Annotated in this window: 14 protein-coding genes; 5 read left to right on the forward strand and 9 right to left on the reverse strand. The window is 54.9% G+C overall.

What is annotated here, in order from left to right; translation table 11 throughout:
- The first annotated feature begins 36 nt into the window (after positions 1-36).
- The 4 genes from F153LOC_RS04015 to F153LOC_RS04030 all read left to right on the forward strand — a co-directional run bounded on the left by F153LOC_RS04015 (position 37) and on the right by F153LOC_RS04030 (position 4,910).
- Positions 37-1,407: a cystathionine beta-synthase gene (locus F153LOC_RS04015; protein ID WP_102103535.1), complete on the forward strand. Its 1,371-nt coding sequence runs from the start codon at positions 37-39 to the stop codon at positions 1,405-1,407.
- Positions 1,408-1,419: 12 nt separating this feature from the next.
- On the forward strand, positions 1,420-2,565 hold the full coding sequence (locus tag F153LOC_RS04020; protein ID WP_102103534.1) for a PLP-dependent aspartate aminotransferase family protein: 1,146 nt from the start codon (positions 1,420-1,422) through the stop codon (positions 2,563-2,565).
- 378 nt (positions 2,566-2,943) lie between these two features.
- Entirely contained in the window at positions 2,944-4,365 is a 1,422-nt protein-coding gene (gene pykF / locus F153LOC_RS04025) for a pyruvate kinase PykF (protein WP_100780441.1), read from the forward strand.
- 308 nt (positions 4,366-4,673) lie between these two features.
- Entirely contained in the window at positions 4,674-4,910 is a 237-nt protein-coding gene (locus tag F153LOC_RS04030) for a major outer membrane lipoprotein (RefSeq protein ID WP_095281761.1), read from the forward strand.
- A 59-nt stretch (positions 4,911-4,969) separates the two neighbouring features.
- Here F153LOC_RS04030 and F153LOC_RS04035 read toward each other — a convergent pair whose 3' ends face one another.
- From F153LOC_RS04035 to sufA, 7 genes are all read right to left on the reverse strand, one after another.
- A complete protein-coding gene (locus F153LOC_RS04035) occupies positions 4,970-5,989 on the reverse strand; it encodes a L,D-transpeptidase family protein (RefSeq protein ID WP_100780442.1) in 1,020 nt (339 codons plus the stop codon).
- Positions 5,990-6,086: 97 nt separating this feature from the next.
- Positions 6,087-6,503, reverse strand: coding sequence for a cysteine desulfuration protein SufE (sufE, locus tag F153LOC_RS04040; protein ID WP_102103533.1), 417 nt, complete (start codon positions 6,501-6,503; stop codon positions 6,087-6,089).
- A gap of 12 nt (positions 6,504-6,515) precedes the next feature.
- A complete protein-coding gene (sufS, locus tag F153LOC_RS04045) occupies positions 6,516-7,736 on the reverse strand; it encodes a cysteine desulfurase SufS (RefSeq protein WP_102103532.1) in 1,221 nt (406 codons plus the stop codon).
- Positions 7,733-9,004 (reverse strand): Fe-S cluster assembly protein SufD, encoded by a 1,272-nt coding sequence (sufD, locus tag F153LOC_RS04050; RefSeq protein ID WP_102103531.1) that lies wholly within the window; start codon positions 9,002-9,004, stop codon positions 7,733-7,735. The genes sufS and sufD overlap by 4 nt, the downstream gene beginning before the upstream one ends.
- Positions 8,979-9,725 (reverse strand): Fe-S cluster assembly ATPase SufC, encoded by a 747-nt coding sequence (sufC, locus tag F153LOC_RS04055; protein WP_095281756.1) that lies wholly within the window; start codon positions 9,723-9,725, stop codon positions 8,979-8,981. Before sufC ends, sufD begins: the two co-directional genes overlap by 26 nt.
- A gap of 9 nt (positions 9,726-9,734) precedes the next feature.
- Positions 9,735-11,222, reverse strand: a complete 1,488-nt coding sequence (sufB, locus tag F153LOC_RS04060; RefSeq protein WP_102103530.1) for a Fe-S cluster assembly protein SufB — start codon at positions 11,220-11,222, stop codon at positions 9,735-9,737.
- Positions 11,223-11,230: 8 nt separating this feature from the next.
- Entirely contained in the window at positions 11,231-11,599 is a 369-nt protein-coding gene (gene sufA / locus F153LOC_RS04065) for a Fe-S cluster assembly scaffold SufA (RefSeq protein WP_095281754.1), read from the reverse strand.
- Between the two features lie 409 nt (positions 11,600-12,008).
- Here sufA and F153LOC_RS04070 point away from each other — a divergent pair, with 409 nt between their 5' ends.
- On the forward strand, positions 12,009-12,281 hold the full coding sequence (locus F153LOC_RS04070) for a YqjD family protein (protein WP_102103529.1): 273 nt from the start codon (positions 12,009-12,011) through the stop codon (positions 12,279-12,281).
- Positions 12,282-12,341: 60 nt separating this feature from the next.
- On the opposite strand, the gene F153LOC_RS04075 is transcribed toward F153LOC_RS04070, so the two are convergent.
- Both F153LOC_RS04075 and F153LOC_RS04080 read right to left on the reverse strand, forming a co-directional pair.
- Positions 12,342-13,073, reverse strand: a complete 732-nt coding sequence (locus tag F153LOC_RS04075) for a MerR family transcriptional regulator (RefSeq protein WP_100780448.1) — start codon at positions 13,071-13,073, stop codon at positions 12,342-12,344.
- Between the two features lie 157 nt (positions 13,074-13,230).
- Positions 13,231-14,448: a diguanylate phosphodiesterase gene (locus tag F153LOC_RS04080; RefSeq protein WP_102103528.1), complete on the reverse strand. Its 1,218-nt coding sequence runs from the start codon at positions 14,446-14,448 to the stop codon at positions 13,231-13,233.
- Positions 14,449-14,781: the final 333 nt, after the last annotated feature.

Raw genomic sequence — 14,781 nt, forward strand, 5'->3', positions numbered from 1 at the left:
CTATCATCCAGCCATGTCTCTGTTAAGGAAAAGACCATGGCGATTTATCACTCCGTGACTGAACTGATTGGCCGCACGCCGCTCATCCAGTTGCACAAGCTGGATACCGGCCTGTGCTCGCTGTTTTTAAAACTCGAAAACCAGAATCCTGGCGGCTCGATTAAGGACCGCGTGGCCCTGTCGATGATCAACGAAGCCGAGCGCAAAGGACTACTCGCACCGGGCGGCACCATTATTGAGGCCACGGCGGGCAATACCGGGCTGGGGCTGGCACTGATTGCGGCGCAAAAAGGCTATGCGCTGGTGCTGGTGGTGCCGGACAAAATGAGCCGCGAGAAGATTTTTCATCTGCGCGCGCTGGGCGCTCAGGTGGTGCTGACGCGCTCCGACGTCAACAAAGGCCACCCGGCCCACTATCAGGACTACGCGAAGCGGCTGGCGCAGGAGATCCCTGGCAGCTTCTATATTGACCAGTTCAATAACGAGGCCAACCCGCTGGCGCACAGCACCTCTACTGCGCCCGAGCTGTTTGAACAGCTGGACGGCAGGATCGATGCGATTGTGGTTGGCGTAGGGTCCGGCGGTACGCTCGGCGGGCTGCAGGCGTGGTTTGCGAAGCACTCTCCGCACACGGAGTTTGTGCTGGCCGATCCGGCCGGTTCAGTGCTGGCGGATCAGGTGGAGTCGGGCCGTCACCATGACGCGGGTTCGTGGCTGGTCGAGGGGATCGGCGAAGACTTCATTCCGCCGCTGGCGCACATCGAAGGCGTGCATCAGGCCTATCGCGTCACCGACCGCGAAGCCTTCACCACCGCCCGCGACCTGCTAAAAACCGAAGGCATTCTGGCCGGTTCCTCCAGCGGCACCCTACTGGCGGCGGCGCTGCGTTATTGCCAGGCGCAAACCACCCCGAAACGGGTGGTGACCTTTGCCTGCGACAGCGGGAATAAGTACCTGTCGAAAATGTTCAACGACGACTGGATGCGCCAGCAGGGGCTGATCTCCCGCCCGCAAACCGGCGATCTCTCTGATTATATCGCCCTGCGTCACGACGAAGGCGCGACCGTTACTGCAGCCCCGGATGACACCCTGGCGACCGTGCTGGCGCGTATGCGGCTGTACGATATCTCTCAGCTGCCGGTTTTAGAGAACGGTCAGGTGGTGGGCATTGTCGACGAATGGGATCTGGTCAGCCATATCGCGGGGGACGGCGAGCGTTTCGCCCTGCCCGTCACCGAGGCAATGACCCGCAACGTCGAGGTGCTCGACAAACATGCGTCTGAGAGCGCGCTGAAACCGATCTTTGACCGCGGTCTCGTGGCCGTGATTAACGACCGCGATCGCTTTCTGGGCCTGATTACGCGCAGCGATGTCCTCACTGTGTGGCGCAACCGTCTCCAACACTAAGGAATAATAATCATGAAAAACCTGGCAACCTTGAGCGTCCACAGCGGCGAGTTTAACGATCAGCACGGCGCGGTGATGCCGCCCATTTACGCCACCTCGACATTTGCGCAACCGTCTCCCGGCGAACATACGGGTTACGAGTATTCCCGCAGCGGTAATCCGACGCGCCATGCGCTGGAAACGGCGATTGCCGAGCTGGAGAGCGGAACGCGCGGCTATGCCTTTGCCTCCGGTCTGGCGGCGATCTCTACCGTGCTGGAGCTGCTGGATAAAGATAGCCACATCGTCGCCATCGACGATGTCTACGGCGGCACATATCGCCTGATTGAAAACGTGCGCAAACGCAGCACGGGATTGCAGGTGAGCTGGGTGAAACCTGGCGATTTATCGGCGCTTGAAGCGGCAATCCGCCCCGATACCAAAATGATCTGGGTGGAAACCCCGACTAACCCTTTGCTGAAACTGGTGGATCTCGCGGCTATCGCAGAGATTGCGCGTCGCCATCGCATCATCAGCGTGGCGGATAATACCTTTGCCTCGCCGGTGATCCATCGTCCGCTGGAGTTGGGTTTTGATATCGTTGTTCATTCCGCGACGAAATATCTCAACGGCCACTCTGACGTGGTGGCGGGCCTGGCGGTGGTGGGCGACAATCGCGAACTCGCTGACCAGCTGGGCTATCTGCAAAACGCCGTCGGCGGCGTGCTCGACCCGTTTAGCAGCTTCCTCACCCTGCGTGGCATTCGTACCCTCGCCCTGCGCGTCGAAAAGCACAGCGCCAACGCGCTGGCGATTGCGCAATGGCTGGAGCAGCACCCGGCGGTCGAAAAAGTGTGGTTCCCGTGGCTGGAATCTCATCCGCATTACCAGCTGGCGCGCAAGCAGATGGCCCTGCCGGGCGGGATGATTTCTGTGGTCGTCAAAGGTGATGCGCAACTGGCCACCGCGATCATCCGCAAGCTGAAACTCTTTACCCTCGCCGAGAGCCTGGGCGGCGTGGAAAGCCTGGTCAGCCAGCCCTACAGTATGACCCACGCGTCGATTCCGCTGGAACAGCGGTTAGCCAACGGCATCGTTCCGCAGCTGATTCGTTTGTCTGTCGGGATTGAAGATGCCAACGATCTGATCGCAGACCTCGAACAAGCGCTGAAAAATTAAGCGAAATGCGGCAGACGTTACCTCTGCCGCAACAAGATAGCGTTTAGCCTTAACGCGTTGATAACAATCTTTTGTGAAACTGCACAGAATCTTTTTGAAACACCGTTTCCATTTTCCTTTTATCTGAAAATCAGCGTATAATGCGCGCCTAATCCCTGGGTGAATGGTTTCAGCGCTTGGAATACAAAAAACAACGTACAACTTCTCCTCTCCTTCGTTGGGCCAAGACTCAGGCACACTTTCTTCTGCACGCTCATTTGATGTCACCTATCCTTAGTGCGTGTCATTTAAAATTTCGCTACACAGGTTTGACTCTGCGGCAGTGCGCCCCCGGAGCGAGATTTCCATATCCTTCCCAACTTAAAGACTAAGACTGTCATGAAAAAGACGAAAATTGTTTGCACCATCGGCCCGAAAACCGAATCTGAAGAGATGCTGAGCAAAATGCTGGACGCCGGCATGAACGTAATGCGTCTGAACTTCTCTCACGGCGACTATGCTGAACACGGCCAACGTATTCAGAACTTGCGCAACGTGATGAGCAAGACCGGTAAAAAAGCAGCGATCCTGCTGGATACCAAAGGCCCGGAAATCCGTACCATCAAACTGGAAGGCGGCAACGACGTCTCCCTGAAAGCGGGCCAGACCTTCACCTTCACGACCGACAAATCCGTTGTGGGTAACAACGAAATCGTTGCTGTGACGTACGAAGGCTTCACCACCGACCTGTCCGTTGGCAACACCGTGCTGGTGGATGACGGCCTGATCGGTATGGAAGTGACCGCTATCGAAGGCAAAAACGTTGTTTGTAAAGTGCTGAACAACGGTGACCTGGGCGAGAACAAAGGCGTTAACCTGCCAGGCGTTTCCATCGCACTGCCAGCGCTGGCGGAAAAAGACAAACAAGACCTGATCTTCGGTTGCGAGCAAGGCGTTGATTTCGTTGCAGCGTCCTTTATCCGTAAACGTTCCGACGTGACCGAAATCCGTGAGCACCTGAAAGCCCACGGCGGCGAGAAGATCCAGATCATCTCCAAAATCGAAAACCAGGAAGGCCTGAACAACTTCGACGAAATCCTCGAAGCGTCTGACGGCATCATGGTTGCTCGTGGCGATCTGGGCGTTGAAATCCCGGTTGAAGAAGTGATCTTCGCGCAGAAGATGATGATCGAGAAGTGTGTGCGTGCACGGAAAGTGGTTATCACTGCCACGCAGATGCTCGACTCTATGATCAAAAACCCACGCCCTACCCGCGCAGAAGCCGGTGACGTGGCGAACGCTATCCTCGACGGTACCGATGCAGTAATGCTGTCTGGCGAATCCGCGAAAGGTAAATACCCGCTGGAAGCCGTGACCATCATGGCCACCATCTGCGAGCGTACCGACCGCGTCATGACCAGCCGTCTGGATAACAGCAACGACAGCCGTAAACTGCGTATCACCGAAGCCGTTTGCCGTGGTGCCGTTGAAACCGCTGAGAAACTGGATGCACCGCTGATCGTGGTGGCGACCCAGGGCGGTAAATCCGCTAAAGCCGTGCGTAAATACTTCCCGAACGCCACCATCCTGGCGCTGACCACCAATGAAACCACTGCTCGTCAGCTGGTTCTGAGCAAAGGCGTGATCCCACACCTGGTGAAAGAGATCGCGTCTACCGACGATTTCTACCGTCTGGGTAAAGAAGTGGCTCTGCAGCTGGTTGATTGTGGTCTGGCACGTAAAGGTGACGTTGTGGTGATGGTTTCTGGTGCGCTGGTACCAAGCGGAACGACCAATACAGCGTCTGTTCACGTCCTGTAATCATTATCAAACGAATTGATTTGCTAAAAAAGCGCCTCCGGGCGCTTTTTTTATTTATGGCATTAGCCATGTTTATTCAAAATGCAAATCGAGTTTTTCTATTTAAGAGCGATTTATCTAAGATGAATCCGATGAAAAATGTCTTTTTTAACATAGCTTTTTCGGCAAAAGGGGCAGATTCGTTGTTTCTTTGAGCGAACGATCAAAAATAGGTGTATTCCCATCAAAAAAATATTCTCAACATAAAAAACTTTGTGTAATACTTGTAACGCTACATGGAGATTAACTCAATCTAGAGGGTATTAATAATGAATCGTACTAAACTGGTACTGGGCGCGGTAATCCTGGCTTCTACTATGCTGGCTGGTTGTTCTAGCAATGCTAAAATCGACCAACTGTCTTCTGACGTTCAGACTCTGAACGCTAAAGTTGACCAGCTGAGCAACGACGTGAACGCAATCCGTTCTGACGTTCAGGCTGCTAAAGACGACGCAGCACGCGCTAACCAGCGTCTGGACAACCAGGCTACTAAATACCGTAAGTAATAGTACCTGTTAATAAAATGGCGCACATTGTGCGCCATTTTTTTTGCCTGTTATTCGCCCTACTGCATGACCACCTCTTTCTCGCCTTCAGACACCGCGTCTGATGCGCGACTGTTCTGCACCGACAGCACCGGATTCGCCACCGAGGCGGATGGGCCGTTTCCCGCAGAGACCGCAACCGGAATGCCCGCGCGGCGCGACAGCGCTTTATCAATCAGCACTTTGTCATTACCCTCTAGCGACGCAAATGACGCAAAGCCCGCGTTGTGCACGATTGGCGTGGTTTGCGGATTCTCCCCTTCGACCTGAGCAAGCGGGCGATGTACTTCTACATAGCGTCTGCCATCGGGTTCAACGGAGAACTTCACCGGTTCGTTGATGATCTGCACGCGGGTCCCCACGCGCGCCTGAGCGAACAGCGCTTTAATGTCCGGCGCATTCATGCGCATACAGCCGGAGCTGACGCGCAGCCCGACACTGTCCGGTGCGCTGGTGCCATGAATCAGATACTCCCCGTTGCCTATCCCCAGACGCAGCGCAAAGCGCCCCAGCGGGTTGTTAGGCCCTGCCGGGACCACAGGCGGCAATTTGATACCTTGCGCCAGAGAACGCGCTCTGATGCCCGGTGTAGGCGTCCAGGTTGGATTCGGGATTTTCTGGCTCACGCGCGTGGTGCTGACCGGCGTCTCCAGCCCTAACTGGCCAATGCCTAAAGGATAAACCTGAACGATGTTCTCTCCCGGCGGGAAATAGTAGAGCCGTAGCTCGGCCAGATTCACCACAATGCCCTCGCGCGGCGTATCCGGCAGCAGCATTTGCGACGGAATAGTAATCACCGTCCCCGGCGCGGGATAGACCGGTGCAATCGTATTATTGGTTTCGAGGATCAGTTGCGCCGCGGTATTAAATCGACGGGCAATCGCCTGCAAATTTTTGTCCCCTTCCTGGATGGCGTAGGTTTGATTTTGACCAATAAGGCGGCTGCCCGCTGGCGGCAACGGATAATCCATCGCGCTGGCAGAATTAAGGCCACCGAAAGTGCTGAGCAGTAAAAGTGTAATTATCGACGCGCGCTTCATGCTGAGATTCCTTATTCACTGACAGAACGCCAGAAAGCCGAAAAACCAGCGAGGTGGGAGCCACCTCGCGTAACAGAATGAATGCAGTCTTTTTAGTTTAGCTAATGTTGGACGCTTTGGAGCGGATTGCGCGGATCATCGCTTCCAGCCCCTGGGATCGGGAGGGGGTTAAGTGTTGCGCCAGTGACATTTTTTCAAACCAGGGGCGCACGTCAAAGGCCACAATATCCTGAGCGGACATCTGGTGATACAGAATAAATACGACGGCAACCAGCCCTTTCACAATGGCAGCATCGCTGTCGCCCTGCAATTCAATCACGCCGTCGTCGGTCTGGCGCATCACAATCCAGACCTGGCTCTGACAGCCCTGGATAATGTTCTCCGGGCTGTGTGCTGCTTCGCTGAGCACAGGCAAACGCTGTCCCAGCTCAATGATGTACAGGTATTTCTCTTCCCAGTTGGCGCAACGGGTAAAGTTACGCAACAGTTTGTCTCTGTCCGGCAACGCGGCCATGTCTTGCCTCTCTTAGCCCAGCAGGTGATGGATACGTTTCAGTCCCGTCACCAGCCTGTCGATCTCTTCCGTTGTGTTATACATCACCAGCGACGCGCGGCACATGGCCGGGACCTGGTAAAACGCCATCAGCGGCATCGCGCAGTGGTGCCCGGTGCGCACGGCCACGCCGTAGTTATCCAGGAAACTCCCCACGTCGTAGGCGTGATGTTGACCCAGATTAAAGGCAATAACCCCTTTGCGCGAATCCGGTCCGTAGAGCGTCAGATCCGGCACGCTGGCCAGCTCCGCCAGCGCATAGCGCATCAGCATCTGTTCGTACTCGGCAATCGCATCCAGCCCAATCGCTGATACGTACTCAACTGCCGCGCCCAGCCCGATAATCCCGCCCGTGTTCGGCGTCCCGGCCTCAAAGCGCCACGGCGCTTTGGCGTAGGTCGTGCCCTGCGTCAGGCTGACGGTGGCGATCATCGACCCGCCCCCTTCCCACGGCGGCATCGCCTGCAGGATATCCTCTTTCACGTACAGCACGCCTATCCCGGTCGGGCCATACAGTTTATGACCGGAGAAGACGTAAAAATCGCAGTCCAGCGCCTGCACGTCGGTGGCGTGGTGCATCACCGCCTGCGCGCCATCCACCAGCACTTTCGCACCGGCCTGATGCGCTTTGGCGATGATCTCGGCCACCGGGTTTTCGGTGCCAAGCACGTTGGAAATCTGGGTAATCGCCACCAGCCGCGTACGATCATCGAGCAGGGTATCCAGCAGCTCCAGTTGCAACGTCCCGTCCTGATTGAGCGGGATCACGCGCAGTTGTGCCCCCACACGCTCGCAGAGCATCTGCCACGGCACGATATTGGCGTGATGCTCCATCTGGGTGATGATGATGTTGTCACCCGCATGCACCTGCGCACTGCCCCAGCTGTTGGCCACCAGATTGATGCCTTCGGTGGTGCCGCGCACGAACACCAGCTCTTCCGGTGAACGGGCGTTGAGGAAGGTCGCAAGCTGCGTGCGCACGTTTTCCATCCGCTGCGTCGCTTCGGCGCTGAGGGTATGAATACCGCGATGCACCGCCGCATAGCCGTGGCGATAAAACTCCGCCTCGGCGTCGATCACCTGATTCGGCTTCTGCGCGCTGGCCGCGCTGTCGAGATAGGCAAGCGGCAGACCGTTCACTTCACGGGTCAGGACAGGAAAATCCGCCCGCACTTTCTCTACGGGAAAACTCATGCTTCGCCTCCTGGCAAACGCTGACCAATGCGTGCCAGCACCTGCTGTTTCAGGGTTTCATCGCGCAGCGCTTCCGTCAGCTCCGCGGCGAACGCGTAAATAATCATCTTCTGCGCCGCCTGCTTGTTGATACCACGCGAGCGCAGATAGAACATCTGTTCATCGTCGATACGTCCAACCGTCGCCCCGTGGCTGCACTTGACGTCATCGGCATAAATTTCGAGCTGCGGCTTGGTGTCCACTTCCGCCAGACGGCCCAACAGCAGATTGTTGTTCGTCATCTGCCCGTCGGTTTTGATGGCGTGTTGCGCCACGTTAATCAGGCCGTTAAACACCGCCCGCCCTTTGTCATTGGCGATGACTTTATGCATCTGGCGACTGTTACAGTAGCCTTTGTTGTGCTCAAGCCAGGTACGGGTATCGCACACTTCCGACTTCACCGGCATCGCCAGGCTGTTCATGCGCAACGTAGTGTTCTCGCCGTTAAGCTGCGTGCTGGTGTTGTGGCGCAGCACCGCCCCGCCGAGCAGGAAGCTGTGGCTGTACGCCGCCGCGTCCGGGCCGATGAGCATGTCGTTGTGGGCAAAGTGATGGCTCACCGGGTTTTCAAACGCCAGCTTGATGTGATGCAGCTGGGCATTGGCCGCCACGTTCATCGTCAGGCGTGCGCCGGTAAAGTGTCTGGTCTCATTCAGGCTGACGTAATGTTCAATGAGGGTCGCTTCCGCCCCCTCAGCCAGGTCGAGATGATGACGATAGTGGGCTGTATTAACCTCTTCGCCCTCCAGCCCCTGCGTGATGTGTAAAAGCAGCAGCGGTTTCGCCGGGCGCTGATTACGCTTCACGCGGATATGCGTCACGCCTGACGCCAGGCTTTCGGTCAGATGCAGGAACACTTCCGGCTGCACCGGCGCAGGCAGTGACTGGCGCTGGTCATTGATCTCAACGTCAAACCCGCTGCCCTCAGTGCTGTCGCTCAGTTCCGGGTTATAACGCCCATCAACAAACACCAGACGTACGGCGTCAATATTCAGCGCCAGCGCATCGCGCTGGGCTGGCGTGACATCCGCCAGACGCGTGACAAACTGACTGTTGAGCAAGCCGTCCAACGGCGTGTACTTCCAGTTTTCATGTTTGCGCGTCGGCAGACCGAGACGCAGCATCTGCTGCAGGTGCTGTTGCGCCTGTTCAGATCGCGTTTCGCCCTGGGTTTCAAACAGGCGATGCCACTGCTGCAGTGCGTTACTGCTGTTCGGTAAGCCAGCCATAGCCCTGCTCCTCCAGTTGTTTGACCAGAGTAAAATCGCCGGATTTAACGATGCGGCCCTGATACAGAACGTGGACGTAATCCGGTTTGATATAGTCAAGAATGCGCTGATAGTGGGTGACGATAATGAACGAACGTTTGCCGTCGCGCAGGGAGTTCACGCCGTCAGCAACAATTTTCAGCGCATCGATGTCCAGACCGGAGTCCGTTTCATCCAGAATACACAGCTCCGGCTCCAGCACCGCCATCTGCAGGATATCGTTACGTTTTTTCTCGCCACCGGAGAAGCCGACGTTCACAGAACGGGTCAGCAAATCTTCCGGCATTTTCAGCAGTTTGATCTTCTCTTCCATCAGATCCTGGAAGTCAAAGCGGTCCAACTCCTCTTCTCCACGGTATTTGCGCACCGCGTTAAGGGAGGTTTGCAGGAAGAACTGGTTGCTGACGCCCGGGATTTCGACCGGATACTGGAAGGCCATAAAAATGCCTTCACCGGCGCGATCTTCCGGGGAGAGTTCCAGCAGATCTTTGCCCTTAAACTCGACGGACCCGCCGACTACTTCATAATCTTCACGCCCGGCCAGCGTCGCGGAGAGCGTACTTTTCCCGGAGCCGTTTGGCCCCATAATGGCGTGCACTTCACCCGGACGGACGTCAATATTCAGCCCACGCAGGATCGCTTTATCTTCCACACTGACCTGTAAATCTTTAATGCTTAACATGTTTTTTCCTTAACCGACGCTGTGCTCAAGGCTAATCGCGAGTAATTTTTGTGCTTCTACGGCAAATTCCAGCGGCAGCTCAGAGAACACGTCCTTGCAGAAGCCGTTCACAATCATCGAAATCGCATCTTCTTCGCTGATCCCGCGCTGCAGGCAGTAGAACAGCTGGTCTTCGCCGATGCGCGAAGTGGTGGCCTCGTGCTCAAGCTGGGCGCTGTTGTTGCGACACTCCACGTACGGGAAGGTGTGCGCCCCGCAGTCGGTGCCGATCAGCATCGAATCACACTGGGTGAAGTTACGGGCGTTTGTCGCTGTCGGCATGATTTTCACCAGGCCGCGATAGCTGTTCTGGCTGTGCCCGGCAGAAATGCCTTTCGAAATGATCGTCGATTTGGTGTTTTTACCGATATGGATCATCTTGGTGCCGGTATCGGCCTGCTGATGACCGCTGGTCAGCGCCACGGAGTAGAACTCACCGATCGAGTTATCGCCGCGCAGAATACAGCTTGGGTATTTCCAGGTGATCGCCGAACCGGTCTCGGACTGGGTCCAGGACATTTTGCTGTTTTCACCTTCGCACAGGGCGCGCTTGGTCACGAAGTTCAGGATGCCGCCCGTATTACCGTCACCAGGGAACCAGTTTTGCACCGTGGAGTATTTCACTTCGGCGTCTTTGTGGATGATCACCTCTACCACCGCCGCGTGCAGCTGATAGCTGTCGCGCACGGGCGCAGAACACCCTTCGATATAGCTCACGTAGCTGCCTTCGTCGGCCACCAGAATGGTGCGCTCGAACTGGCCGGTTTTTTCCGCGTTGATGCGGAAATAGGTCGACAGCTCCATCGGACAACGCACGCCTTTCGGCACGTAGATAAAGGTGCCGTCGGAGGCGACCGCCGCGTTCAGCGCCGCAAAGAAGTTATCGTTGCTCGGCACCACGGTACCGATGTATTTCTTCACCAGTTCCGGGTGATCGTGAATGGCTTCGCCAAAGGAGCAGAAGATAATGCCCTGCTCGGCCAGCTTGCCTCGGTAGGTGGTGGCAACGGAAACGGAGTCAAAAATGGCGTCGACGGCCACTTCACGTCCTTCGCGCACCGGCACGCCGAGCTGCTCGAAAGCCTCTTCCACCTCTTTGCTCAGGAACGTGTTGGTGCCCGTCTGCTGTACGGCACCCGGCTGAGACGCGCAGGTGTCATCACAGCTGCCGCAGGATGGCGCGGAGTAGTAGCTGTAGTCCTGATAGTTGAGCTTATCGTAATGTGCTTTCAGCCAGTGGGGTTCTTCCATTTCCAGCCAGGCGCGAAACGCGCTCAGGCGAAACTCGAGCATCCACTCCGGCTCATTACGTTTGGCCGAAATCGCGCGCACCACCTCTTCGTTGATGCCTTTCGCCAGTTCGTCCGTCTGCAGATGGGTGAAAAAGCCCTCTTTATAGTTGAGGTGCCCGCCACTCCAGGTGTTCACATCGTCAGTTGCTTCAGTATTACGAGACATAGTACCGCCTATACCCCAAAGCTTTCGCCGCAGCCGCATTCATTCTGCGCTTTCGGGTTATTGAATTTGAATAACTGGTTTAAGCCTTCGCGCACGTAATCGACTTCGGTGCCATCGATAAACGGCATCGCCTGCAGTGCGACAAACAGCTTCGCCCCGTCGGTTTCGAACACCAGATCGTCTTTTTCGGGCACGCTCACCGTGTCCAGCACGTAGCCGAAGCCGGCGCAGCCAGTCTGTTTAACGCCGAGACGCAAGCCCACAATATCCGGCTTCTTCGCTATCAGCTCGTGAATATGCGCCGCCGCCGTGGGCGTCAGCGTCAAACCACGCCAGGCAAAATCAGCGGGATTAAAGGTTTCTGAATGCAATTCCATAGGTCCACCTCATCTGTTAAGCCACCAGGGGCATTACACCATGTTAGTGATAACGATTATCACTTCAACCCCCTGACAGCAGGGGCTTTCGGCTAAACCGCCCTTTTTGGCTACTTTTATTAAGCATAGACCCTGCGACGCAGGTTATTAGCCTATGAAAAAATTGTTTAATGCTTTGATGTATAAAGCATTTGATGGGCTAAAACCGTAAGAACAGCGCAAGGGGAAAATATGTATCGGGAATACCTATTTATTTAATCGGTTTTAGAAAATCTTCAGAATCAACCGACTACCCGAAAATCAGGGCGTTATGTGATTTACGCAAACAGGGCATTCCAGGAAAACACCGAATCATCAGCGCGTCAGGGATAAGGGACTAAACTTTATGTGACACCAAAAGGAGATAAGTATGTCATCACATGATTTTGAGAATGAAGCCGATCGCCTGGCGAAAAAAGCCCTGAACAAAGCCGATGAATTTGCAGGCGAAGCGCAGTCCCAGTTTGGCGATGCGGTTGATTCACCGAAACATCAGCTGAAAGGCGCCGCACGCAAATACGCAGCACAAGCATCAGACGTCGCTTCAGAGGTCTCTGACAAAGTTCGTGATAATCCATTGACCGGGCTGATGGCGGCAGGCGCAATCGGGCTGATCATCGGTTTATTGGTCGGCAGGAAATAAGCCGCGAATAAGCAGCAAATATGACAGGCCCGAAAGGGCCTTTTTAGTCTTGTCAGGCGATTAGCCGTTGATAAATGAGACGGAAAAACCTTGTTCGCGCCAGTGATCTAACTGCTCCTGCTGACGCATTGACGGGGCATGGCCCGTCCAGACAAATATTTTTTGCCCCGGGAACAGCTCGGGTTTCGGCGAGTCAATTGGCTCAGCCAGCACATCAATATGCCAGCCCTGCTGCGACAGGCGCCCGGCTTCCAGCCATAAACGCGTACGATCGTCCGTATCCCACCCAATCAGCAACGCTTCGTTGCCCGGTTTTTTGCGCGCTTCAGCCAGAAGCATCGCAATGAAATCGATCAGCACCCCATCCAACAGGCTGGACATGTGTCGGGCGGTGTTGTGATCCAGGCTTAAACGCTGACGAACCGGAATGAAAATGTGATCGATGAGAACTTCTATGGCGTGGTCGCGACGGAATTCAGAAATTTTAAGTCGCAGTTTCGCGGGACTGGCAAACCGCAGCACCGTCATCATCTCTTCCTGAAGAGAGATCCAGTTGCTGTCCACCAGAGGAACGCCGACTTCCAGTAACGCCTTTACCTTGCCAACCGAAATGCCGGTTTTCATGAGGCGTTTAATCTCCTCGATGCGCTGGATATCCTCTTCGTCAAACTGACGATGGCCCCCTTCACTGCGCTGCGGCTTCAACAAACCGTAGCGTCGCTGCCAGGCGCGCAGTGTGACGGGGTTGATTCCGCATCGTTCGGCGACTTCGCCGATACTGTATAAGGCCATTAACTCCCTCATGCTTAAACGCAATACTTCCATACCAAACCTGATCAACTTTAGCAGATTGTATAACCTGATTGTATAACTAACAATTGACCAGGGTACAAGTCGATTTTGTACAAGATGACGTGTACCTGGTCTGATTTGTACAACCTTTACGACGCTATCCCTGTTTTTTCTCCGGCCACGCCACGGCTGGAATCCCGCCAAAACGCGGGCTGGCAAACAGATGTCCCTGGAACTGGGAGATCCCCGCCGACTCAAGCCACATCCACTCTTCCGCCTTTTCGACACCCACGGCACACACCAGGATTTCAAGGGATGTACAGCATTTGATGATGGCCTGAATAATCGCCTGTCGCGGACCGCTGCGATGGACGTCCGCCACCAGATCGCGATTAATCTTGATTCGGTCTGGCTGGAACTGTGCCAGCAGTAATAGCCCGGCGAAACCCGCGCCAAAGTGATCGATTGCCACGCTGATACCGGCACTTTTGAGCTGTCGGACGGCGTCTTTAAATTCATCAAAGCGCGAAATCACTTCGCTCTCGGTGAACTCGACCACAATCTGCTCTGGCACCAGACCGTTGGCTTCAATCTCATTTAACAGAAATCCCACCGCGCCGGGCACATTCACCAGCGTCATCGGCAGCAGGTTGACGGATAAGGCCTGCTCCTGAAGGCGTAACTTGCCGGCCATGGCAAACGCCACTTTCTTACTCTGCAGATCCGCCTCGTAAATCTCGTTGCCGGAGAATTTTTTGAAGTAGGCATCCGGAGAGCCGCCGTCAGCGGTGCGGATCAGGGCCTCATAGGAGACCAGTTCCCGGGCAAAGGGATCGACAATCGGCTGAAAGGCAAAGCCGCAATCAGCCGATGCGTCGAGCGCCAGAGGTTCTGCAGGTGCAACGTCGTCATCCGGGATAAAGTCCCAGCTATCGCCGTCAGGAATTTCGTAATAGTTGGCTTTTTCCGTCGCTTCAACGAAGGTGCGAAAGAACTGCAATGCGCGATCGTTGTAGGTCAGCTGGTACTTGGTTGTCCCTTTATCAAGCACCTTCTGGAGCACTTCCTGGCGATCATAAGTGCGTAAATCAAACAGCTCCATTCCTGCTTTGCCAAAACGTCGCGACGGCGCGTAATCGCACAGCAGCTCCACCAGATTGTAGTGGCGCGGGTCTTTGCAAATGTCGGCGTAAATGCGGAAAACGCTCTCTTCCGGCCCTTCCAGCAGCTGGAAAAAGTGCGTTCCATTGAACAGTAAAATCCCGGTGACGTCGGATTCCCCGTTCTTAATGTTCGCTCCCGCGACCATCTCTTCCAGCGCTTTCACCGGAACGTTTTCGCAGAGATGGCTGCGGTAGATTATTGTCGTGAGCATAGTCGTCCTGGTGAGTAGAAGGGTTACCCCCGCGGCGTGTCGCGGGGGTCAGGTCATTGTTATACCACATTAATTGATTAACAAATAATTCACATTTCAAACGGTTCAGCCGGATTCCACAGCCTCCCGCGCGTTTGTACAGAAATTTCAGAGTGAAACATCTTGTACAATATATTCTGTACTGACATCGAATCAAACACATTGTAACTTACTGATAAAAAACAAATAGCACTTTTTGCTTAAAATTAAGGTAAAAAACTGTACATCAAAAATGTACAACTTTTTAAAAAACGTATAACTTAAATCGTAACTTAGCTGACTACTTAATTTTAC

It is taken from the genome of Lelliottia sp. F153 (assembly GCF_002870005.1).
Classification (GTDB): domain Bacteria; phylum Pseudomonadota; class Gammaproteobacteria; order Enterobacterales; family Enterobacteriaceae; genus Enterobacter; species Enterobacter nimipressuralis.

Excerpts from the sequence above, each read along its gene's own strand:
- pykF (WP_100780441.1), top strand. The coding sequence starts at position 2,944 with ATGAAAAAGACGAAAATTGTTTGCACCATCGGCCCGAAAACCGAATCT.
- F153LOC_RS04035 (WP_100780442.1), bottom strand. The coding sequence starts at position 5,989 with ATGAAGCGCGCGTCGATAATTACACTTTTACTGCTCAGCACTTTCGGT.
- sufS (WP_102103532.1), bottom strand. The coding sequence starts at position 7,736 with ATGAGTTTTCCCGTAGAGAAAGTGCGGGCGGATTTTCCTGTCCTGACC.
- sufB (WP_102103530.1), bottom strand. The coding sequence starts at position 11,222 with ATGTCTCGTAATACTGAAGCAACTGACGATGTGAACACCTGGAGTGGC.
- F153LOC_RS04080 (WP_102103528.1), bottom strand. The coding sequence starts at position 14,448 with ATGCTCACGACAATAATCTACCGCAGCCATCTCTGCGAAAACGTTCCG.
- F153LOC_RS04070 (WP_102103529.1), top strand. The coding sequence starts at position 12,009 with ATGTCATCACATGATTTTGAGAATGAAGCCGATCGCCTGGCGAAAAAA.
- sufA (WP_095281754.1), bottom strand. The coding sequence starts at position 11,599 with ATGGAATTGCATTCAGAAACCTTTAATCCCGCTGATTTTGCCTGGCGT.
- sufE (WP_102103533.1), bottom strand. The coding sequence starts at position 6,503 with ATGGCCGCGTTGCCGGACAGAGACAAACTGTTGCGTAACTTTACCCGT.
- F153LOC_RS04030 (WP_095281761.1), top strand. The coding sequence starts at position 4,674 with ATGAATCGTACTAAACTGGTACTGGGCGCGGTAATCCTGGCTTCTACT.
- sufD (WP_102103531.1), bottom strand. The coding sequence starts at position 9,004 with ATGGCTGGCTTACCGAACAGCAGTAACGCACTGCAGCAGTGGCATCGC.
- F153LOC_RS04015 (WP_102103535.1), top strand. The coding sequence starts at position 37 with ATGGCGATTTATCACTCCGTGACTGAACTGATTGGCCGCACGCCGCTC.
- sufC (WP_095281756.1), bottom strand. The coding sequence starts at position 9,725 with ATGTTAAGCATTAAAGATTTACAGGTCAGTGTGGAAGATAAAGCGATC.
- F153LOC_RS04020 (WP_102103534.1), top strand. The coding sequence starts at position 1,420 with ATGAAAAACCTGGCAACCTTGAGCGTCCACAGCGGCGAGTTTAACGAT.
- F153LOC_RS04075 (WP_100780448.1), bottom strand. The coding sequence starts at position 13,073 with ATGGCCTTATACAGTATCGGCGAAGTCGCCGAACGATGCGGAATCAAC.